The 19040-nt window shown below is 65.5% G+C and carries 21 protein-coding genes; 12 read left to right on the top strand and 9 right to left on the bottom strand.

Translation table 11 applies throughout. The annotated features are described in order from the left end of the window. Nucleotides 1-74 precede the first annotated feature (74 nt). Complete coding sequence (gene ychF / locus HMPREF2791_RS09360) at nucleotides 75-1160, bottom strand: redox-regulated ATPase YchF (protein WP_070845126.1); 1086 nt, start codon at nucleotides 1158-1160, stop codon at nucleotides 75-77. Between the two features lie 94 nt (nucleotides 1161-1254). On the opposite strand from ychF, the gene HMPREF2791_RS09365 reads away from it, so the two are divergent. The 3 genes from HMPREF2791_RS09365 to HMPREF2791_RS09375 all read left to right on the top strand — a co-directional run bounded on the left by HMPREF2791_RS09365 (nucleotide 1255) and on the right by HMPREF2791_RS09375 (nucleotide 4398). Further along, nucleotides 1255-2637, top strand: a complete 1383-nt coding sequence (locus tag HMPREF2791_RS09365; RefSeq protein WP_246825496.1) for an AI-2E family transporter — start codon at nucleotides 1255-1257, stop codon at nucleotides 2635-2637. A gap of 31 nt (nucleotides 2638-2668) precedes the next feature. Continuing rightward, the gene (locus HMPREF2791_RS09370) at nucleotides 2669-3715 is read left to right on the top strand and encodes a DNA recombination protein RmuC (protein ID WP_070845128.1); all 1047 of its coding nucleotides are present in this window, start codon (nucleotides 2669-2671) and stop codon (nucleotides 3713-3715) included. 65 nt (nucleotides 3716-3780) lie between these two features. Continuing rightward, nucleotides 3781-4398: a DUF6542 domain-containing protein gene (locus HMPREF2791_RS09375; protein ID WP_070845129.1), complete on the top strand. Its 618-nt coding sequence runs from the start codon at nucleotides 3781-3783 to the stop codon at nucleotides 4396-4398. Between the two features lie 17 nt (nucleotides 4399-4415). Here the strand turns inward: HMPREF2791_RS09375 and HMPREF2791_RS09380 are convergent, their stop codons facing one another. Beyond that, complete coding sequence (locus tag HMPREF2791_RS09380; RefSeq protein WP_070845130.1) at nucleotides 4416-5393, bottom strand: 4-hydroxy-3-methylbut-2-enyl diphosphate reductase; 978 nt, start codon at nucleotides 5391-5393, stop codon at nucleotides 4416-4418. A 95-nt stretch (nucleotides 5394-5488) separates the two neighbouring features. On the opposite strand from HMPREF2791_RS09380, the gene xseA reads away from it, so the two are divergent. Together xseA and HMPREF2791_RS09390 are read left to right on the top strand one after the other, a co-directional pair. Beyond that, entirely contained in the window at nucleotides 5489-6730 is a 1242-nt protein-coding gene (gene xseA / locus HMPREF2791_RS09385) for an exodeoxyribonuclease VII large subunit (protein ID WP_070845131.1), read from the top strand. 11 nt (nucleotides 6731-6741) lie between these two features. Further along, nucleotides 6742-7005, top strand: coding sequence for an exodeoxyribonuclease VII small subunit (locus HMPREF2791_RS09390; protein ID WP_070472585.1), 264 nt, complete (start codon nucleotides 6742-6744; stop codon nucleotides 7003-7005). Here HMPREF2791_RS09390 and HMPREF2791_RS09395 read toward each other — a convergent pair. Further along, nucleotides 6971-7552, bottom strand: a complete 582-nt coding sequence (locus HMPREF2791_RS09395) for a DUF4245 domain-containing protein (RefSeq protein ID WP_070472587.1) — start codon at nucleotides 7550-7552, stop codon at nucleotides 6971-6973. The two genes, HMPREF2791_RS09390 and HMPREF2791_RS09395, sit on opposite strands and share 35 nt — an antisense overlap. Nucleotides 7553-7673: 121 nt before the next feature. Here HMPREF2791_RS09395 and glpX point away from each other — a divergent pair, with 121 nt between their 5' ends. Beyond that, nucleotides 7674-8684 carry a class II fructose-bisphosphatase gene (gene glpX / locus HMPREF2791_RS09400; protein WP_070845132.1) on the top strand — a complete coding sequence of 337 codons (1011 nt, stop codon included), beginning with the start codon at nucleotides 7674-7676 and terminating at the stop codon, nucleotides 8682-8684. 10 nt (nucleotides 8685-8694) lie between these two features. Here the strand turns inward: glpX and HMPREF2791_RS09405 are convergent, their stop codons facing one another. Then, the gene (locus HMPREF2791_RS09405) at nucleotides 8695-9387 is read right to left on the bottom strand and encodes a CPBP family intramembrane glutamic endopeptidase (RefSeq protein WP_083327962.1); all 693 of its coding nucleotides are present in this window, start codon (nucleotides 9385-9387) and stop codon (nucleotides 8695-8697) included. Between the two features lie 103 nt (nucleotides 9388-9490). Here HMPREF2791_RS09405 and HMPREF2791_RS09410 point away from each other — a divergent pair, with 103 nt between their 5' ends. The 4 genes from HMPREF2791_RS09410 to HMPREF2791_RS09425 all read left to right on the top strand — a co-directional run bounded on the left by HMPREF2791_RS09410 (nucleotide 9491) and on the right by HMPREF2791_RS09425 (nucleotide 13649). Beyond that, complete coding sequence (locus HMPREF2791_RS09410; protein ID WP_070845187.1) at nucleotides 9491-10891, top strand: class II fumarate hydratase; 1401 nt, start codon at nucleotides 9491-9493, stop codon at nucleotides 10889-10891. Between the two features lie 65 nt (nucleotides 10892-10956). Continuing rightward, nucleotides 10957-11460: a hypothetical protein gene (locus HMPREF2791_RS09415; protein WP_070845134.1), complete on the top strand. Its 504-nt coding sequence runs from the start codon at nucleotides 10957-10959 to the stop codon at nucleotides 11458-11460. A 27-nt stretch (nucleotides 11461-11487) separates the two neighbouring features. Next, nucleotides 11488-12096: a TetR/AcrR family transcriptional regulator gene (locus tag HMPREF2791_RS09420; protein ID WP_070845135.1), complete on the top strand. Its 609-nt coding sequence runs from the start codon at nucleotides 11488-11490 to the stop codon at nucleotides 12094-12096. Then, nucleotides 12090-13649, top strand: a complete 1560-nt coding sequence (locus HMPREF2791_RS09425; RefSeq protein WP_070845136.1) for an MDR family MFS transporter — start codon at nucleotides 12090-12092, stop codon at nucleotides 13647-13649. The genes HMPREF2791_RS09420 and HMPREF2791_RS09425 overlap by 7 nt, the downstream gene beginning before the upstream one ends. A 4-nt stretch (nucleotides 13650-13653) precedes the next feature. Here HMPREF2791_RS09425 and HMPREF2791_RS09430 read toward each other — a convergent pair whose 3' ends face one another. The 3 genes from HMPREF2791_RS09430 to HMPREF2791_RS09440 form a co-directional block, all read right to left on the bottom strand. Continuing rightward, on the bottom strand, nucleotides 13654-14184 hold the full coding sequence (locus HMPREF2791_RS09430; RefSeq protein WP_070845188.1) for a GNAT family N-acetyltransferase: 531 nt from the start codon (nucleotides 14182-14184) through the stop codon (nucleotides 13654-13656). Between the two features lie 113 nt (nucleotides 14185-14297). Beyond that, entirely contained in the window at nucleotides 14298-14897 is a 600-nt protein-coding gene (locus HMPREF2791_RS09435; RefSeq protein WP_070472604.1) for an LGFP repeat-containing protein, read from the bottom strand. A 52-nt stretch (nucleotides 14898-14949) separates the two neighbouring features. Beyond that, the gene (locus HMPREF2791_RS09440; protein ID WP_070845137.1) at nucleotides 14950-15528 is read right to left on the bottom strand and encodes a LysR family transcriptional regulator substrate-binding protein; all 579 of its coding nucleotides are present in this window, start codon (nucleotides 15526-15528) and stop codon (nucleotides 14950-14952) included. Nucleotides 15529-15553: 25 nt separating this feature from the next. Between HMPREF2791_RS09440 and HMPREF2791_RS09445 the strand changes: the two genes are divergently transcribed. Then, nucleotides 15554-15925 carry a DUF5997 family protein gene (locus tag HMPREF2791_RS09445; protein WP_070472608.1) on the top strand — a complete coding sequence of 124 codons (372 nt, stop codon included), beginning with the start codon at nucleotides 15554-15556 and terminating at the stop codon, nucleotides 15923-15925. Here HMPREF2791_RS09445 and glyA read toward each other — a convergent pair. Then, nucleotides 15922-17214 carry a serine hydroxymethyltransferase gene (gene glyA, locus HMPREF2791_RS09450; protein WP_070845138.1) on the bottom strand — a complete coding sequence of 431 codons (1293 nt, stop codon included), beginning with the start codon at nucleotides 17212-17214 and terminating at the stop codon, nucleotides 15922-15924. The genes HMPREF2791_RS09445 and glyA overlap by 4 nt on opposite strands. A 113-nt stretch (nucleotides 17215-17327) precedes the next feature. On the opposite strand from glyA, the gene coaA reads away from it, so the two are divergent. Further along, complete coding sequence (coaA, locus tag HMPREF2791_RS09455; RefSeq protein WP_070472612.1) at nucleotides 17328-18251, top strand: type I pantothenate kinase; 924 nt, start codon at nucleotides 17328-17330, stop codon at nucleotides 18249-18251. Here the strand turns inward: coaA and HMPREF2791_RS09460 are convergent, their stop codons facing one another. Continuing rightward, on the bottom strand, nucleotides 18252-19031 hold the full coding sequence (locus HMPREF2791_RS09460) for an isoprenyl transferase (protein WP_070845139.1): 780 nt from the start codon (nucleotides 19029-19031) through the stop codon (nucleotides 18252-18254). It lies immediately after the preceding gene. Nucleotides 19032-19040: the final 9 nt, after the last annotated feature.

The following is a 19040-nucleotide window of genomic DNA, read 5'->3' on the forward strand; positions in this document are numbered from 1 at the left end:
AACGAAAACCGGAGATAGAGACAGCGCTCTTCAACCTACCCCCCAATAACGCGAAACGTCATTAACGCTCCGCGTTACACGTTAAATTTGAACTCCACGACGTCGCCGTCGGCCATAACGTAGTCCTTGCCTTCCTGGCGGACCTTGCCGTGGGCGCGAGCCTCGGCCATGGAGCCGGCCGCGTCCAGGTCGTCGAAGCCGACGATCTCGGCCTTGATGAAGCCCTTTTCAAAGTCGGAGTGGATCACGCCGGCGGCCTTCGGGGCGGTGTCACCCTTGCGGATCGTCCAGGCGCGGGCCTCCTTCGGACCAGCGGTGAGGTAGGTCTGCAGGCCGAGGGTGTCAAAGCCGGCCTTGGCCAGGGTCTGCAGGCCCGGTTCGTCCTGGCCGACGGCGGCGAGGAGCTCGGCGGCGTCTTCGTCGTCAAGCTCTAAAAGCTCGGTTTCGGTCTGAGCGTCCAGAAATACGGCCTCGGCGGGGGCGACCAGGTCGCGCAGCTCCTGCTTGCGCGCGTCGTCTGTGAGGACGTCCTCGTCAGAGTTGAACACGTAGAGGAACGGCTTCGCGGTCATCAGGTGCAGGTGGTGCAAAAGCGCCAGGTCCACTTCCCCGCCCTTGGAGGCGGCGAAGAGGGTGCGGCCGTCCTCGAGCACGGCCTGCGCCTTCTTGGCTTCTTCGGCCTGGGCGGCGACGTCTTTGTCCTTGCGGCCGTCCTTTTCCAGGCGCGGCAGGGCCTTTTCAATGGTCTGCAGGTCAGCGAGGATCAGCTCGGTGTTGATGACCTCGATGTCCGAGGACGGGTCGACCTTGCCGTCGACGTGGATGACGTTGTCGTCGGAAAACGCGCGCACCACTTGGCAGATCGCGTCCGCCTCGCGGATGTTGGCCAGAAACGCGTTGCCCATGCCTTCGCCCTCGGAGGCGCCCTTGACAATGCCGGCGATGTCCACGAAGGACACCGTCGCGGGCAGCACGCGCTCCGAGTCGAAGATTTCCGCCAGGCGGTCCAGGCGAGGATCCGGCAGCTCCACCAGGCCGACGTTGGGCTCGATGGTGGCGAACGGGTAGTTCGCGGCAAGCACCTCGTTGCGCGTCAGGGCGTTGAACAGGGTGGACTTGCCAACGTTGGGCAGACCGACAATTCCAAGAGTAAGGCTCACGTCGCAATATCCTAGCGGAGGCCTGTGCGAGGTTCGGAGGGGGCCGTGAGGTGGGCCGTCGCAAAGCAATAAGCAATGGGGCACAATAGTGCGCGTGAGTGAACCGCCCCAGACCCCCGTGCGCGAAGACCGCGTGGACCGCAATGTTGTGTTCAACGACTGGATCGCTTCTGCGGCGAAGTTCACGCTGCGCATCCTGGTCATCGCCGTGTTTTTGTATGCGGTGGGTCAGCTCATCGGCGCGTTTTGGGCCGGTGTGTTGCCGGTCGTCATCGCGCTTATCGTGTGCACCGTCCTCGCCCCAGTCGCTGCTGCTTTACGACGCCAAAGGGTTCCCTCCAGCCTCGCAGCTCTTATCACCATGCTGTTGTTCTTCGGGGTGCTGGCGTTTATCGGCATGCTCATTGCCCCGGACATCTTGGGCCAGTCGCGGCTGTTGTACATCCAGGCGTTCGAGGGCATCCAGCGCCTGCAGCTGTGGGCGCAAGGCCCGCCGCTGAACATGGACCCGGAGAACCTCAACGAGGGCGTCAACGAGATCCAGCGGTGGATCCAGAACCAAGCGGGCGCGATCGCCGGCGGGGTGTTCTCCGGCATCAACACCGCGGCCGGGCTGTCGGTGACGCTGATGGTGGTGTTCGTGCTCACCTTCTTCTTCCTCAAGGACGGCCACCGCTTCCTGCCGTGGCTGCGCTCCGCCGCCGGCGGCCGCACCGGCCTGTACCTGACGGAGCTGCTCACCCGCGCCTGGAACACCCTGTCCGGGTTCATCCGCGCGCAGGCGGTGTGCTCGCTGGTGGACGCGATCGTCATCGGCACCGGTATCGCGATCGTGGGCGTGCCGATGGCGTTCACGCTCGCGCTGATCACGTTCATGGCGGGCTTCATCCCGATCGTCGGCGCCGTGGTCGCGGGCGCGCTGGCGGTGCTGATCGCTCTGGTCACCCTCGGGTTCACCAAGGCGCTGATCGTGCTGGCGATCGTGCTGGCTACCCAGCAGCTGGAGGGCAACGTCCTCTCCCCCATGCTGCAGTCGCGGGCGATGAACCTGCACCCGGTGATCGTGCTGGTTTCGGTCACGGTCGGTGGCACGCTGTTCGGCCTTGTCGGCGCCTTCCTTGCCGTGCCGGCCGCCGCGATGGTCGCGGTGGCGTACCGCTACCTGCTGGAGGTGCTGCGCATCAACGCCGGCGAGCTGGGCGCAGATGACATCGAATTCACCACCGACGAGGGCCGGGTCATCGCGGAGATCGTCGAGGCAGAGTCCGTGCACAAACGCCAGGAGTGGCGCGGCGAGCGCGAATGGGTCAACGCGCCCGTGGCCGACGAGGAGGCCGACGAGAAGACCGAGCGCTTCGGCACCTCCAGCCTGCGGAAGCTGCGCGAGACTGGCCTTGGGCGGCTGCGGGGGTGGCAGTCGGGCGATAGCGCCGACAACCCCACCAAAAGCGAACGCATGATCGAACCCGAGCGTTAGCGCGTCGGGCGGGTGTGGTTGACTGCCAGCTATGTCCACCACCACCGTGCTTCTGATCCTCGCCACCGGCCTGCTCGCAGGCTTCATCGCCGGTGTGTTCACCGGCGCCGCCTGGATGCGCCGCTCCACCCCGCAACAGCCGCCGCAGGACCTGCGGCCCGTTGCCCGCGCACTGAAAGACATGCGCGAGCAGCTCGAAGAGATGGACAAGCAGCAGGCCGTATCCGCGTCGTCGCTGGCGGGCCAGGTGCAGGCAATCGGGCGCACCTCGGCGCGCTTGGGCGACCGCACCGACCAGCTCATCACCGCCCTGCGCTCCCCGCAGACTCGCGGCCGCTGGGGCGAGATCCAGCTCGAGCGGGTGGTGGAGCTCGGCGGGATGCTCGAGCACGTCGACTTTGACACTCAGGAGCACATGCTTATCGACGGCTCACGTGTCCGCCCCGACATGATCATCCGCCTCACACAGGGAAGAAACATCGTCGTCGACGCGAAAGTGCCGTTCCAGGCGTACCTGGACGCGCTCGGAACCGAGGACCCGGAGGAGCGCCAGGCGTTCATGCGCCGCCACGCCCACCTGGTGCGCGCGCACGTGGACACTCTGTCGGCGAAGTCCTACATCGAAGCGTTCCAGCCCACCCCGGAGTTCGTCGTGCTGTTCGTGCCGGCGGACCCGTTTTTGGACGCCGCCCTTTCCATCGACCCCGAGCTGTTGGACTACGCCTTCGCACGCGACGTAGTCATCGCCACCCCCACCACCCTGTTCGCACTGCTGCGCACCGTGGCGCTGGGGTGGCGGCAGGAATCGCTCAACGACGCCGCGAAGGAGATCCAGCGCCTAGGCGGACAGCTGCACCAGCGGCTGTCCACTATGGCGGAGCATTACAACCGGGTCGGTGCCTCCCTGGACAAAGCGGTGGAGGCGTACAACGCCACGTTGGCGTCGATAGATTCGCGCGTGATGGTCACCGCCCGCAGGCTCGAAGAGGCGCAAGTGCCGTCGCGCCGCGGCGCGGCGCCCGCATTAAAACCGGTTTCTTCGCGTGCCCGGCACGCTGCCGAGAACACCGGGGAGTAGACTCGTCTGGCGTGTCGCATGTCTCTCACCGGAATTCAACCTCCCCGTCCGCAACATTTCACGGGTTGCCCACGGGATCCGGCATTGGCATCATTTTCGCCGCGCTGTTCACCGGCGTGCTGCTTTCGCTTTCCACCGGCGTGATCGGCTGGCCGTTTTTGGCCCTCTACGCCATCGCGGTGATTGTGGTGGCAACCCTGGTCAACCCGAGAGGGCTATTCCTCTCCGTCGCCAGCGCGCCGATCTTGTTCGTTGTGGCGGTGGGGATCGCTGGCTGGGTGATGTCGCGCGACCAGATCGCGGCCGGCGGCGCCTCAGGCAAGGCCGCGCTGCTGCTGGTGTTCTACCCGGTCACCGAGCTGTTCCCAGTGCTGTTTGCCGTCACCCTGGGCTCGATCGTCATTGCGGTCGTGCGCATCCGCTTGATTCAGCGCCAAAACGAGCAACTGCTGCGCCGCGAGACCGCCGAACGCACCCGGATCAACCGCAGCAACCGCCGCACGAATTCGCAGGGTCGCCGCGCCCGGGAGCGCGCCAAGGCGGTGTCGGTGGACGAGCTTTTGCGCCGTGCGGATTCGGAGCGCGGCGCGAAGCGGACCCCGAAGCCCGCACAGAAAAAGTCCCCCCGATCCGGCTCCACCTCGATTGCGGACCGGCTCGGCGAGGACCTTTACAAGGGCTAGCGCTTTCCCCTTGCGCTTTATCCCTGTGCTACCGCCGGAGTCTCACGGCGCGGCAGGCGCAGATCGCGCGGCAGGGAGAACGTGATGGTCTCTACGGTGGTGGTCACTTCCTCCGCGTCCGAGTAGCCGCGGCGGTCAAGCTCTTCCACCAGTTCCTTGACCAGGATCTCCGGCACCGATGCGCCCGAGGTCACGCCGACGGTGTTCACGCCGTCGAACCACTCGTCCTTGACCTGGGAGGCGTAGTCCACCAGGTACGACTCCTGCGCACCCGCCTCCAGCGCCACCTCGACCAGGCGGCGGGAGTTCGAAGAGTTCTGGGAGCCGACCACGATGACTAGCTCGCAGCGCGGAGCGATCTCCTTGACCGCGGCCTGGCGGTTCTGTGTGGCGTAGCAGATGTCGTCGCTCGGCGGATTTTCCAGGTTCGGGTAGCGCTCGTGCAACTTGTCCACGATCACCATGGTCTCGTCCACCGACAGCGTGGTCTGGGACAGCCACACCAGCTTCTGGTCGTCCGGGAAGTCGGGCAGGCGGTCCACGCCGTCCACACCGTCGACAAGGTGCGTGATCTCCGGTGCCTCACCTGCGGTGCCTTCGACCTCCTCGTGGCCCTCGTGGCCGACGAGCAGGATGTGGTAGCCGTCGCGGGCGAAGCGCTTGGCCTCGTTGTGCACCTTGGTCACCAGCGGGCAGGATGCGTCGAGGGTGAGCAGGTTGCGGCTCTTGGCGGAGTCGCGCACCGCCGGGGAGACACCGTGGGCGGAGAAGACCAGGTGCGCACCCTCGGGGACCTGGTCGGTCTCGTCGACGAAGATTACGCCGCGTTCCTGCAGCGTTTCCACGACGTACTTGTTGTGCACGATCTCTTTGCGCACGTAGACGGGGGCGCCGTATTTCTCCAGGGCCTTCTCTACGGTCTCCACGGCACGGTCGACGCCGGCGCAGTAGCCGCGGGGGGATGCGAGGAGGACTTTTTTACCCTGTTCTGTCATGGAACCAACCCTAACTAATCAGCGTCAAAAACAATAGGCGGGCCGTGTCGGCTCGCCGGGTAACGTGGCAGAAGTCAGTTGGAAAGGAGCATGCGGTGGCAGATTCGAAGAGCTCGCCGGAGCGGCCGTGGTCGGTGTCCCAGCTCAACACCTCGGTGAAGGGCTGGATTGAACGCCTCGGCTGGCTGTGGATCGAGGGTCAGCTCACCCAGGTCAACACCAAGCCCACGTGGCGGTTTTCCTACCTCACGCTGCGCGACACCCAGGAGCAGGCCAGTGTCCAGCTCACCGCGGAGACCTCGTTGCTCACGGGCATGCAGGTGCCGCTGAACGACGGCGACCGCGTCGTTGTGCTGGGCAAACCGTCCTTCTACCCGGGCCGCGGCTCGTTTTCCATGCGCGTGACCGAGATCAGGCACGTCGGCGCGGGCGAACTTCTCGCCCGCATCGAGGCGCTGCGCAAGCAGCTCGCCTCCGAGGGCCTGTTCGACCCCGCGCGTAAGAAGCCGCTGCCCTACCTGCCCACGAAGGTCGGTTTAATCACCGGCCGCGGCTCCGCGGCCGAGCGCGACGTGGTCACCGTGGCCCAGGGCCGCTGGCCAGGCGTGCGCTTCGAGATCATCAACACCCCGGTCCAGGGCCCGACCACCGTGCCCGCGGTGATCGAGGCGCTCGGTGTTCTCGATGCGGACCCTGAGGTGGACGTGATCATCGTCGCCCGCGGCGGCGGGTCCGTGGAGGACCTTCTGCCGTTTTCGGAGGAGGCGCTGCAGCGTGCCGTCGCAAAGCTTGGCACCCCTGTGATCTCCGCGATTGGTCACGAGCCTGACAACCCGGTGCTGGACAACGTCGCGGACGTGCGCGCCGCCACCCCGACCGACGCGGCCAAGCGCGCGGTCCCGGACGTGGCGCAGGAGCGATTGCTTATCGACGAAGCACGTGCCCGCATGGCCGCCGCCCTGCGCGGGTGGGTCCAACGCGAGCGCGACGGCCTGGCCTCGGTGCGCACGCGCCCCGCGCTCGCCGACCCGATGATGGCCATCAACCGCCGCCGCGAGGAGATCGAGCGTGCCACCGCCCTGATCCGCCGCGACGTGAGCCACTTGCTGCAGCGCGAAACACAGCACGTGCGCGGGCTGCGCGCCCAAGTCTCCGCCTTGGGCCCCTCGGCGACGCTTGCCCGCGGCTACGCCGTGGTGCAGGTGCTGCCGCGCGACGGCTCCGACGCCGAAGTTGTCACCTCCATCGACCAATCCCCGCCCGGATCGCAGCTGCGCATCCGCGTTGGCGACGGCTCCATTACCGCCGCCTCCATGTCCACCACGCAAGCAGATTAGGAACACAAAACATGACTGAGAACTCTTTCGGCACCGGCCAGGCCAACGACAACGCGCTGCCGGATCCCGCCACCTTGAGCTACGAGCAGGCCCGCGACGAGCTCATTGAGACCGTGAAGATCCTCGAGCTAGGCCAAATGAGCCTGGACGAGTCTCTGAAGTACTGGGAGCGCGGCGAGGCGCTGGCGAAGCGGTGCGAGGTGCTCCTCGACGGCGCCTCAAAGCGCGTCGAAGAAGCGATTAGTTCCCGCCAGCAGCCTGAATCGGAGCAGTAGCCAGCACGGTAGAGATCAGCTCCTCGAACTCGCGGGCCTCCCCGGCGCCGGTGAGCACGAGGCGGGCGTCGCCCGCGTCGACGACCCACAGGTCGCGCACGTCCTTCTCGTCGGAGGTGTAGATCTCCACGCTGCGGCCGTCGATGTCTTCGGTGCGCTCCAGGCTGCGAGGCTTCGCGTCCGCGCCTTCTGCCGCTTCCTTCGCGTCTGCGCCGGTCTGCGTGAGCTGGATGAAGCCACGGTCCGGGGTGACCCAGCCGACCGTCGGCGCCGGCTGGCCGCCCAGCATGGAACGGCGCGCGGAGTTGGTGACCCAGCCTTCCGGCATCTCCGGGTAGCGCACAGCGAAGTCCACGCCGCGCGCTTCTAAGTTGAGGAAGGTCTTCGCGTCGACTTCCTGGACCGGTCCCTGCTCGGGCGCGCCAGGGTTGAACGAGCACAGCCCGGTCGCGCCGACGGCGACGACCATCAGCACGACGATGAGCACGGAGTTGATCGCGATGTCTCGTCCGTCCTGGAAGATGCGGGGTTTTTTGTTGTTAGCCACGCCGATCAGTATGGCATGCGTCCCGCTTCCCCCTTAAAGGTGGGAATAACGGTCACATCCGCGGGTGGTAGTGCCACAATAGAGGGGTCTTTTTGTGATTCATGTTTAGGAAGGCCTCCCCATGACCGAACAGTCCGATCTTTTCCCCGACCGCAATCTCGCGATGGAGCTGGTGCGCGTCACCGAGGCCGCCGCTCTCGCCTCCGGCCGCTGGGTGGGCCGCGGCCAGAAGAACGAGGGCGACGGTGCCGCCGTCAACGCGATGCGCAAGATGATCAATTCCGTGGAGATGGACGGCGTCATCGTCATCGGCGAGGGTGAAAAGGACGAGGCCCCGATGCTGTTCAACGGCGAGCAGGTCGGCACCGGCCGCGGCGCCGCGGTGGACCTCGCTGTCGACCCTGTCGACGGCACCCGCCTGATGGCGGAGGGCCGCCCGAACGCGATCTCCGTGATCGCCGCCGCCGACCGCGGCTCCATGTTCAACCCGCAGGACGCCTTCTACATGAACAAGATCGCGGTGGGACCTGAGGCCGCTGGCGTCATCGACATCACCGCCCCAGTCGCCGCGAACATCGAGGCCGTGGCGAAGGCGAAGGGCATCCGCACCTCTGACGTCACCGTCGTTGTGCTGGACCGCCCGCGCCACAACCAGCTTGTGGACGACATCCGCACCGCCGGCGCCAAGGTCCGCTTCATCATGGACGGCGACGTCGCCGGCGCGATCGCGGCGGCGCAGGACGCCAGCTCCATCGACATCGCGATGGGTATCGGCGGCACGCCGGAGGGCGTCGTCACGGCTTGCGCCCTGAAGTGCCTGGGCGGCGAGATCCAGGGCATGCTCGCCCCGCAGGACGACGTGGAGCGCGAGCGCGTGCTGGCCGCCGGCCACGACCTGGACCGCGTGCTGGGCATTAACGACCTGGTCACCTCCGACAACTGCTACTTCGCCGCCACCGGCGTGACCAACGGCGACATGCTGCGCGGCGTGACCTACCGCAAATCCGGCGCCACCACCCGTTCGCTGGTGATGCGCTCGAAGTCCGGCACCGTGCGCTTCGTGGAGTCCCAGCACCAGCTGACCAAGCTGCAGGACTACTCCGTGGTGGACTACTCCGACCCGAAGAACTAGACCGCGCCGCCTAGACCAGCGCTCCGATCACCGTCGCGCTGGCCAGCACGTTGCTCACCACGTGCACGATGAAGCTGGACGTGATGTTGCCGTGGAACCGCGCCACCAGCGCCAGGCCAATGCCGGAGAAGAAGGTGAACAGGATCGCTGGCGGCGCGACGTGGGCAGCCCCGAAAATCGCTGCGGTGGCCAGCACGCTCGCCGCCGCGGGCATGAGCGTATCGAAGTAGTTCATAAGCACGCGGCGGAACACGATCTCCTCAATCAACGGCCCGATGAGTAAGTAGCCCGCCAGCAGCAGCAACACCGGCGCGGCACTGTCCAGATCCCGGGCGAGGACGTCCCCTGTGGAATCGCCTCCGGACTCAAGGCCAATGAGCGGCGCGACTGAAGCGCTCGCTGCCGCCGAGCCGAACACCACCGCCGGGGCCTGCCACAGCAGGTGCCAGCCCCGGCTCCCGAGCCGCGCGAAGCCGAGCTCGAGCCCGCGGCGCCGCATGTAGCGCACGAGCAGCACCGTCGGCACTGCGAGCGCGACCAGCACTGCGGCAGGCAGCACCGTCAGCGCCACGGTCCGGGAGACGCCCGAGCGCACCAGAATCAGCCCTTGGCCGATGAGCAAAACGTACATCGAGGCCATCGCGGCGGCCGCCACTCCCGCGTCCCTCAAAGTGGGGGTCTTCATGGCCTGCGGTTCGGGCATTTCGTCTCCTCGCTATGTCCGGTTGGTGCATAATCGTGCAGTGGAAAGGCACGCGCGCACCTTACCGTGCGCGGCGTGCACGCGACAGAAGTAAAGGACAATGATGGCTGATCAGGAATACCGCATCGAACACGACACGATGGGCGAGGTCAAGGTGCCCGTGGACGCCCTCTGGCGCGCCCAGACGCAGCGCGCTGTGGAGAACTTCCCCATCTCCGGCCGCGGCTTGGAGTCCCAGCAGATCCGTGCGCTCGGCCTGCTCAAGGCCGCATGCGCGCAGGTGAACAAGGACCTGGGCAACCTGGACGCCGAGAAGGCCGACGCCATCATCGCCGCGGCGAAGGAGATCGCGGACGGCAAGCACGACGAGCAGTTCCCCATTGATGTGTTCCAGACCGGCTCCGGCACCTCGTCGAACATGAACACCAACGAGGTCATCGCCTCCATCGCGAAGGCGAACGGTGTTGAGGTTCACCCGAACGACCACGTGAACATGGGCCAGTCCTCCAACGACACTTTCCCCACCGCCACCCACGTCGCCGCCACCGAGGCGGCCGCGAGCGACCTGATCCCGGCGCTGAAGGTGCTGCAGGAGTCCCTGGAGAAGAAGGCCACCGAGTGGCACGAGGTGGTCAAGTCCGGCCGCACCCACCTCATGGACGCCACCCCGGTGACCCTGGGCCAGGAGTTCTCCGGCTACGCCCGCCAGATCGAGCTGGGCATCGCACGCGTCGAGGCCACCTTGGAGCGCCTAGGCGAGCTCGCCATCGGCGGCACCGCGGTGGGCACCGGCATCAACACCCCGGCTGAGTTCGGCGGCAAGGTCACCGAGGAGCTGGTCAAGCTCACCGGCATCGAGCAGCTGTCCGAGGCGAAGAACCACTTCGAGGCGCAGGCCAACCGCGACGGCCTGGTCGAGTTCTCCGGCGCGATGCGCACCGTGGCCGTGTCCCTGTACAAGATCGCCAACGACATCCGCCTGATGGGTTCCGGCCCGCTGGCCGGCTTCGCGGAGATCCACCTGCCGGACCTGCAGCCGGGTTCCTCCATCATGCCGGGCAAGGTCAACCCGGTGCTGTGCGAGACCGCAACCCAGGTCTCCGCGCAGGTCATCGGCAACGACGCGGCTGTCGCCTTCGGTGGCACCCAGGGCCAGTTCGAGCTCAACGTGTTCATCCCGATGATGGCGCGCAACGTGCTCGAGTCCTCCCGCCTGCTGGCGAACACGGCCCGCCAGTTCGCCACCAAGCTTGTCGACGGCATCGAGCCCAACGAGGAGCGCATGCGCACCCTGGCCGAGTCTTCCCCGTCGATCGTGACCCCGCTGAACTCCGCGATCGGCTACGAAAACGCCGCGAAGATTGCCAAGCACGCGATCAAGGAGGGCATCACCATCCGCCAGGCCACCATCGATCTCGGTTTCGTGGACGGCGAGAAGCTCACCGAGGAGGAGCTGGACAAGCGCCTCGACGTGCTGTCCATGGCCAACACTGACCGAAACTAGGCCGCAACTAGCACCTCACTAGAATCAGCCCCCAGCACATCAACCAACTTGCTGGGGGCTTTTTCATGCCTGATTCTTTCTCCGAGCTGCACACCGCGGGCGGCCCGAACAAGCCGTGGGTCGTCGGCGGGGTGCTCGCGCTCATCGTCGCCATCATCGGCGTCGCGCTCGCGGCGGCATACTGGTACGCCAACCCGCGCCCCGAACCGGTCAACGAGGTTCCGGAAACGGTCACGGTCACCGCACAGCCGCAGTCGCCTATCGACGACCCTTCGGCCCCCACCGGCACGTACACCGGAACGCTGAACAGTTTGGAAGACGACGCGAAAGTCAAGGCGTGGCCCGCGGTGGCGACCTTCGGCGGCGGCACCGCCTCGGTGACGTATCCCCTAACCGGCTGCACGGCGCTGATCGGTGAGGAGGGCGAATCCATCCCGTTGACGAAGGGCTGTAATGACGGGCAGGGCCGTTGGGACGTCGAGAAGCATACGCCCGGCATTGTGAAGCTGACCTACTTAGAGGACGGAAAAGCGCTGGTAGAAGGCGAACTTTCAGCGGGCTTGCCATAATGTGCACCGGGTGTAATATTGCACCCTGTGCAAAATGAGGGAATCAGGGAGCAGAAGCGGCGCGAAACGCTGCAACGCATCCGCGACGAGGCGGCCCGGCTTGTGGGCGCTCACGGCTACGACAACGTCACCGTCGACGACATCTGCGTCGCCGCAGGTATTTCCAGGCGCACGTTTTTCAACTACGTCGACTCCAAGGACGAGGCGATCTTGGGTTCGTTCCCCTTCGCGTTCAGCGAGGACGCCCTCGCCGCGATCCGGGAAACCCAAAGCGACAACGTGCTGGAGCTTGTCATCCGCTCCATCGACGTGGAACCGGGACGCTTCGACGGCCCAGCCGCGAAATGCCGCCGCGAGCTGCTGGAAAACAACCCCGGCCTGATGCACGCCGTAGCCACCCGCAAACGTGGCTTCCTCACCGAGGTCGGACGCGCCGTCTACGCCCACTTCGAACGCTTCCCCGAAGACCGGAAGCACCCCGGGACGCTGGAGGACGAAACGCACTTCATCGTCGTGCTGTTCCAGGGAGCGGTCAGCCGCTACCTGTGGCACCCTCCAGAGGGCGCCGACCCCGTCGAGCAACTGCTAACTAACGCACACGATCTTTCTACGTACGCAAAGGAGATGACATGGTAGAAAGCCGCGCGGACAACCATCCGCTCCAGGCCACCCCGCCAAACGTGGGGCTGGTGTTCTCGGCCCTGCTGCTGACCATGCTGATGAGCTCGCTGGGCCAGATGATTTTCGCCACCGCCCTGCCCACCATCGTGGGCGAGCTCGGCGGCGTGGACCACATGAGCTGGGTCATCTCGGCGTTTCTGGTGACCATGACCATCGCCATGCCCATCAACGGCAAGCTCGGCGACATCCTGGGACGCAAGTGGCTCTACATCACCGGCATCTGCCTGTTCGTGGTCGGCTCCACCATCGGCGGCTTCGCCCACACCATGGAGCTTCTGATCATCGGCCGCGCAGTGCAGGGCCTCGGCGCGGGCGGGATGATGGTGAACTCGCAGTCCATCATCGCCGAGGTGGTCCCCGCCCGTGAGCGCGGTAAATACATGGGTGTCATGGGCGCCGTCTTCGGCGTGTCGTCCGTACTCGGCCCGGTGCTCGGCGGCTGGTTCACCGACGGCCCCGGTTGGCGCTGGGCGCTGTGGATGAACATCCCGCTGGGTATTTTGGCTATGAGTGTGTGCGCCGCCGTGCTGCGTCTGCGCCGCGGCTCCGCGAAGGGCATGCACTACGACTACCTGGGCACCACGCTGATGGTGGTGGCCACCACCTCGCTGATCCTCACCACCACGTGGGGCGGCACCCAGTACGAGTGGACCTCCCCCACCATCATCGCCACCTCGCTCATCGCGCTTGTTGCCGCCGTGGCGTTCGTGTTCGTGGAGCTGCGGGCGACCAACCCGCTGATCCCGATGGACCTGTTCAAAAACCGCAACATGGTGCTGACCACCCTGGCCGGCACCGTGCTGGGCCTGGCCATGACCAGCAGCCTTGCCTACCTGCCCACCTACCTGCAGATGGTCCACCAGCTCACCCCCACCGAGGCGGGGCTGATGATGCTGCCGATGGTCGTCGGCATGCTCGGCACCGGCATGACGGTCGGCTTCATCATCTCCAAGACCGGCCGTTACAAGATCTACCCGCTGGTCGGCATGCTGGTGACCACCCTGGGGCTCTTCCTATTCTCCCGCCTGCAGGTGACCACGTCGCTGACCAGGCTGGGCGTCTACATGTTCATCTTCGGCTTCGGCCTTGGCCTGGTCATGCAGGTGCTGGTGCTCATCGTGCAGAATTCGTTCCCGCTCAAGCACGTGGGAACGGCGACGTCCACGAACAACTTCTTCCGCCAGATCGGCTCGTCCATTGGCGCGTCCCTGGCAGGCTCGCTGTTCATCCACAACATGCGCGACAACCTGGAGCAGCGCCTCCCGGAGGCGCTGGCCAAGCTGGGCCCGGAGGGCCAGGCGTACGCCGCGAAGTTCCAGGAAGGCGGGGCCAACAGCCTCACCCCCGGCGGGGTCGCCCAACTCCCCGATCCCATCAGGGAAGCGGTGCTGAGCAGCTACAACGACGGGCTTACCCCCGTGTTCCTGCTCATGGTGCCGCTGGCGGTCGTCGCGTTTGTCCTCCTACTGCCGGTGCGCGAAGAGGCGCTCAAGGAGGACTTGAGCTAGCAGCTCACTGCTCGCGCGACATCGGCAGGATCAACTCCCAGATGTCGCAGTCGCGCCACTCGCCCTGGCGCTCGCCGTAGGCCATCTGGGCCATGTTGTGGAACGTGCCGACCTTTTCAAATCCGCGGGACTTGTGCAGGCCCGCGGATCCTTCATTTTCGGGGAAGATCCAGGAGTGAATGGACCACTTGTGCAGGCTGATGCACGTCTGGATCAGGTGGTCCAACAGCGCGCCTGCAACGCCGCGGCCACGGGCGTCCGGGTGGGTGTAGATCGAATCTTCCACTACACCGTGGAACACGCTGCGGGTCGACGCTTTGGCGGCGCCGACCCAGCCGAGCACCTTGGTGTCGTCGTCTGCGTCGACCGCCACGAAGACGGTCTCCATGATCTTCTTGCGGGAGAATTGCTCCCAGTTTTGCCCCTTGGTTTCCCAAGAGGCGTTGCCTGTCTGTAGTCCCATCTCGTAGATGGCGCGTACCTGCGGATAGTCTTCCGGTCGGATGGGCCGGATGGCAAAGTCCGATTTTTGCATGCGCTCCATTGTCCAGATCCGCGTCGAGGCGCGCAAACACGGCTGGATCAACGCAAAAGCGCCACCCAGCCGCAGCTGGGTGGCGCGAAGAATCAGGCGAGGTGAACGCCTTTTTACTTCTCGGTGATGATTGCCTCGAAGGCATCTGCGGTGGCACCGCGGGTCCACTCGATGGTGCCGTTCTCGAACTCCTGGGTCCAGCCGGACTTGTCAGCGTTCTCGGTCTCCGGTGCGACCGGGAAGCCCATCTTCTGGTCCAGGCGGACGTCGGTGATCCACTCGTTAGCGATCTGGCCCCAGGTCGGAGCACCGCCGGTGTTCTCGTTCCAGGTGATGTAGTGCTCGTTGTCGTAGGTGACGATCCAGCCGCCGTCGGTCTCCTCAACCGCCATCGGCTCGCCCCACTCCGGCTGCGCGTACTCGTCCATAGCAGCCTTCACGCCTGCCGGAACCATCGCGGTTGCGCCGTCAGCGGTGGTGATCTCCTCGGTAGCCTCAGCGTCGCCTGCAGCAGCGCCGTCGGTGGCGTCTGCAGCGTCGGTGTTATCTGCGCCCTCACCGGCGGTCTCGGTGGCGACCTCGGTCTCGGTAGCGGTCTCGGAGACAACCTCGGTGGAGGTCGGCTCGCCCTCGCCGTCGTTGGAGCAAGCAACCAGGCCGGTTGCGCCAAGGGTCAGTGCAGCTGCGGAAGCGACAATTTTACGGGAAAACATAATCATTACCTTTCATTCTTGAAGTAGTGCGCCGTCCATTATGAACTTTGCGTTAACGTCGAGCCCTCTTTGCACCCGATCGGGGGTGCGCTTTTCCACGCGAGGAACGCACGGTGCGCCCCTTGGTCACTCCAACAAAGTCCTGCACAGCGTCCGAATCGTCCACTTTGCGCCAGACGAGCGCAATCTGGGTCGCCGGCTCCTCCCCCGCAAGGTGTAACGCTTTGATCTGCTTGCGCGCGAGGTTCTTCAACAGCGGCAGCGGCGCGTAGGCCACGCCGACGTTTGCGGCGACGACTTGGAGGGCGGACCGGAGCTCGTCGATAGGCGATTGCGCATCGAAGTTCACGATCTCCTCCGCCAAATCTGCGCGGGTGACCTCACCCACCTCCGCGTAGACGGAATCCTTCGGCACCGCGACCCCGGCCGCTTCTTCGTAGAGGCGCACCACGTGGTGCTCGTCTGTGACGCGCTCGTCTGGAAGCCGCACAAGCGCCGCAGTAGCTTGCTTGCCGACGAGCACGAACGGATCATCCGACGGCACCGTCTCAAGCCGGCTTCCAGTGAGTTCCTCGAAGCGGCGGAACCACTTCCCCGGCTCAGTGCCGGTGGCGAAGGCAATGGTGAGCATGGCACTCAATGCTACCGTTTTGGCCATGACTGATCAGACCCCCTCCAGCACCGCCATGAAGCCGGTGACCGCCGCAAAGAAGCTGGGCATCTACCTTCCCGCCACCCCGCAAGAGTTCCAGGACGGCGCCGTGACCCACGCCGAGCTGCGCGAACTGCAGGACAACCCGCCGCAGTGGCTACAGGAGCTGCGCCTTTCCGGCCCGCACCCACGCCCCGAGGTGGCCCGCAAGCTGGGCATTTCCGTGACCGCGCTGAAAAACGCCGGCGCGGACCAGGCCATGACTACCGAGGAGATCCGCGCGCTGCTGGACGACCAGCCCGAATGGTTGCAAAAAGCCCGCGCCACTCTTGCGGAGCAGCGCGGGCACGAGGTCGCTGGCAGCGAAGAGAACTAGAGCATCTTCCAATCCTCGAGGTCCGGGTAGAGCGGGTACTTCCGCGCCAGGGCCTCAACGCGGCCGCGCAGCGCATCGATGTCGGCCGCCTCGCCGTTGATCAGGGTCTCTGCGATGATCTCTGCGACCTCGCGGAAGTCCTCCTCGCCGAAGCCTCGGGTTGCCAGCGCGGAGGTGCCGATGCGCAGGCCCGAGGTCACCTTCGGCGGACGCGGGTCGAACGGCACGGCGTTGCGGTTGACGGTAATGCCAACCGAGTGCAGCAAGTCCTCGGCCTGCTGACCGTCCATCGGTGAGTTGCGCAGGTCCACCAGCACGAGGTGCACCTCGGTGCCGCCGGAGACGACAGAGACACCGGCCTCGCGTGCGTCGTCGGCAAGCAAACGCTCCGCCAACACCTTCGCACCACCGAGAGTGCGGCTCTGACGATCCTTGAACTCCTCGGTCCCGGCGATCTTGAACGCGGTTGCCTTCGCCGCCACGACGTGCATCAGCGGGCCGCCCTGCTGGCCCGGGAACACCGCGGAGTTGAGCTTCTTGTGCAGCTCCAAGTCGTTGGTGAGGATGAAACCGGAGCGCGGGCCGCCCAACGTCTTATGCACCGTGGAGGACACCACGTGCGCATGCGGGACCGGGTTCGGGTGCAGGCCTGCAGCAACGAGACCCGCGAAGTGCGCCATGTCCACCCACAGGTAGGCGCCGACCTCGTCGGCGATGGAGCGGAACTCCGCGAAATCCTCGTGGCGCGGGTACGCGGACCAGCCGGCGATGATCACCTTCGGCTTGACCTCGCGGGCCTGCTCGCGCAGCTTCGCCATGTCGATCAGGTGGGTGTCCTCCTCCACCTGGTAGGCGGCGACGTTGTACAGGCGGCCGGAGAAGTTGATCTTCATGCCGTGGGTGAGGTGGCCACCGTGCGCCAGGTCCAGGCCCAAGATGGTGTCACCCGGCTCCGCCAGCGCCATGAGCACCGCAGCGTTGGCCTGTGCGCCGGAGTGCGGCTGCACGTTCGCGTACTGGGCGCCGAAGACCTCCTTGGCGCGGTCGCGCGCCAAGTCCTCGATGACGTCCACGTGCTCGCAGCCACCGTAGTAACGGCGGCCCGGGTAGCCCTCGGCGTACTTGTTGGTCAGCACCGAGCCCTGCGCCTGCAGCACCGAGCGCGGCACGAAGTTCTCGGAGGCGATCATCTCCAAGGTGTCTCGCTGGCGCGCCAGCTCGTCCACAATTGCGGCGTGCACCTCGGGGTCGTAGGTGGCCAGATCCTGGTAACGGAGGTCTTCAGACACGTCGACCGGGTCCTTTCTTTTCGCGTTGACAACGGCTTAAAGAAGTATAGGAAAATCGGAGCGCCGAGAAGGCTGATTTATTCCCCTTTTGCCCGGGTGCAACAATGGTGGCTATGTCACGAGCCGATTCGTCGCCGTACCTCGACTTCCACCGCGAGGATTGGCGCAAGCGCCGCGCCAAGATGCCCCAGGTGCTCACCGAGGAAGAGCTGACAAAGCTCTCCGGCATCGGCGAGAACCTCGACCTGCAGGAGGTCGAGGACATCTACCTGCCCTTGTCGCGCCTGATCCACCTTCAGGTGCGCGCCCGGCAGAAGCTCACCAACGCCACCGAGACGTTTATCGGCGGCGACCCGGGGCACGTGCCGTTCATCATCGGCCTCGCCGGCTCGGTGGCGGTGGGCAAGTCCACCACCGCGCGTGTGCTGCAGGTGCTGTTGCAGCGGTGGGACTCGCACCCGCGGGTGGACCTGGTCACCACCGACGGCTTCCTCCACCCCAAGGCGGTCCTGGAGGAACGCGGGATCATGAAACGCAAAGGCTTCCCGGAGTCCTACAACCGCAGAAACCTGATGCGTTTTGTCACCGAGGTCAAGTCCGGCCAACCGGTGGTCAAAGCGCCGATCTACTCGCACGAGGCCTACGACATCCTCCCCGACGAATTCGTGGAGGTCCGCCAACCCGACATCCTCATCCTCGAGGGGTTGAACGTGCTGCAAACCGGCCCGACGCTGATGATCTCGGACCTGTTCGATTTCTCCATCTACGTCGACGCAAAGACTGAAGACATCGAGCGCTGGTACATCGAGCGCTTCCTCAAACTGCGCGACACCTCGTTCCAGCAGCCCGGCAACCACTTCGAGGGCTTCGCCGGCATGGACGACGCCGAGGCCGCCTACGCCGCGCGGGAGCTGTGGCAGACCATCAACCTGCCCAACCTGGTGGAAAACATTCTGCCCACCCGCGTGCGCGCCTCGCTGGTGCTGCGCAAGGACTACGACCACACGGTCCAGCGCGTGCGCATGCGCAAAATCTAGCTACTTGCCAAAGCGACGGGAGCGCTGCGAGTAGTCGCGCAGCGCGCGCAAGAAGTCGATCTTGCGGAACGCCGGCCAGTAAATGTCGGTGAACCAAATCTCCGAGTACGCGGCCTGCCACAGCAAGAACCCGGACAGGCGCTGCTCGCCGGAGGTGCGGATGACCAGGTCCGGGTCCGGCTGGCCAGAGGTGTAGAGGTGCTCCGAGATGGATTCCACGGTGATCTCGGCGGCCATCTCCGTGGCTGGCACTCCGGCGCGCGCTTTGTCGTCGATAAGCGATTGCACCGCGTCCACGATCTCCTGGCGCCCGCCGTAGCCGACCGCGATGTTGACGGTGAGGCCGTGCTTCGTATCGGTTGCGGCCGCCCCCTCGCGCATTCGCTTTGCGACGTCCTCCGGCAACAAATCCAAATGCCCCACCAACCGCACGCGGCAGGTGTAATCCTCCGTGGCCAAGTCCTCGATGACCCCGGAGATAATGTCGAACAACAGCTCCACCTCTTCGGTGGTGCGCTGCAGATTCTCCGTGGACAACAGGTAGATGGTGAGCACGTCCACGTCCATCTCCGCGGACCAGCGCACAAGCTCGCCGATCTTCGCGCCGCCGACGCGGTGGCCGTGGGAGATGTCCTCGAAGCCCGCCTCGCGCGCCCAACGGCGGTTGCCATCAGCCATCACGGCGATGTGCTTCGGGCGCTTTTTGCCGCGCAGTTCGCGCTTCAAGCGCGCCTCGTACAGCGGGTACAGCGGGTATCGCAGCTTCGAAAGGACAGACACAATGAAGAT

The sequence above is a fragment of the Corynebacterium sp. HMSC034A01 genome, from assembly GCF_001838175.1.
Taxonomy (GTDB): Bacteria; Actinomycetota; Actinomycetes; order Mycobacteriales; family Mycobacteriaceae; genus Corynebacterium.

Coding starts and splice junctions, on each gene's coding strand:
- HMPREF2791_RS09415 (WP_070845134.1), top strand. CDS start 10,957: ATGCCTGATTCTTTCTCCGAGCTGCACACCGCGGGCGGCCCGAACAAG.
- HMPREF2791_RS09430 (WP_070845188.1), bottom strand. CDS start 14,184: ATGCAAAAATCGGACTTTGCCATCCGGCCCATCCGACCGGAAGACTAT.
- coaA (WP_070472612.1), top strand. CDS start 17,328: ATGTCACGAGCCGATTCGTCGCCGTACCTCGACTTCCACCGCGAGGAT.
- HMPREF2791_RS09445 (WP_070472608.1), top strand. CDS start 15,554: ATGACTGATCAGACCCCCTCCAGCACCGCCATGAAGCCGGTGACCGCC.
- HMPREF2791_RS09440 (WP_070845137.1), bottom strand. CDS start 15,528: ATGCTCACCATTGCCTTCGCCACCGGCACTGAGCCGGGGAAGTGGTTC.
- HMPREF2791_RS09380 (WP_070845130.1), bottom strand. CDS start 5,393: ATGACAGAACAGGGTAAAAAAGTCCTCCTCGCATCCCCCCGCGGCTAC.
- HMPREF2791_RS09435 (WP_070472604.1), bottom strand. CDS start 14,897: ATGTTTTCCCGTAAAATTGTCGCTTCCGCAGCTGCACTGACCCTTGGC.
- glpX (WP_070845132.1), top strand. CDS start 7,674: ATGACCGAACAGTCCGATCTTTTCCCCGACCGCAATCTCGCGATGGAG.
- HMPREF2791_RS09410 (WP_070845187.1), top strand. CDS start 9,491: ATGGCTGATCAGGAATACCGCATCGAACACGACACGATGGGCGAGGTC.
- HMPREF2791_RS09370 (WP_070845128.1), top strand. CDS start 2,669: ATGTCCACCACCACCGTGCTTCTGATCCTCGCCACCGGCCTGCTCGCA.
- HMPREF2791_RS09390 (WP_070472585.1), top strand. CDS start 6,742: ATGACTGAGAACTCTTTCGGCACCGGCCAGGCCAACGACAACGCGCTG.
- HMPREF2791_RS09425 (WP_070845136.1), top strand. CDS start 12,090: ATGGTAGAAAGCCGCGCGGACAACCATCCGCTCCAGGCCACCCCGCCA.
- HMPREF2791_RS09405 (WP_083327962.1), bottom strand. CDS start 9,387: ATGCCCGAACCGCAGGCCATGAAGACCCCCACTTTGAGGGACGCGGGA.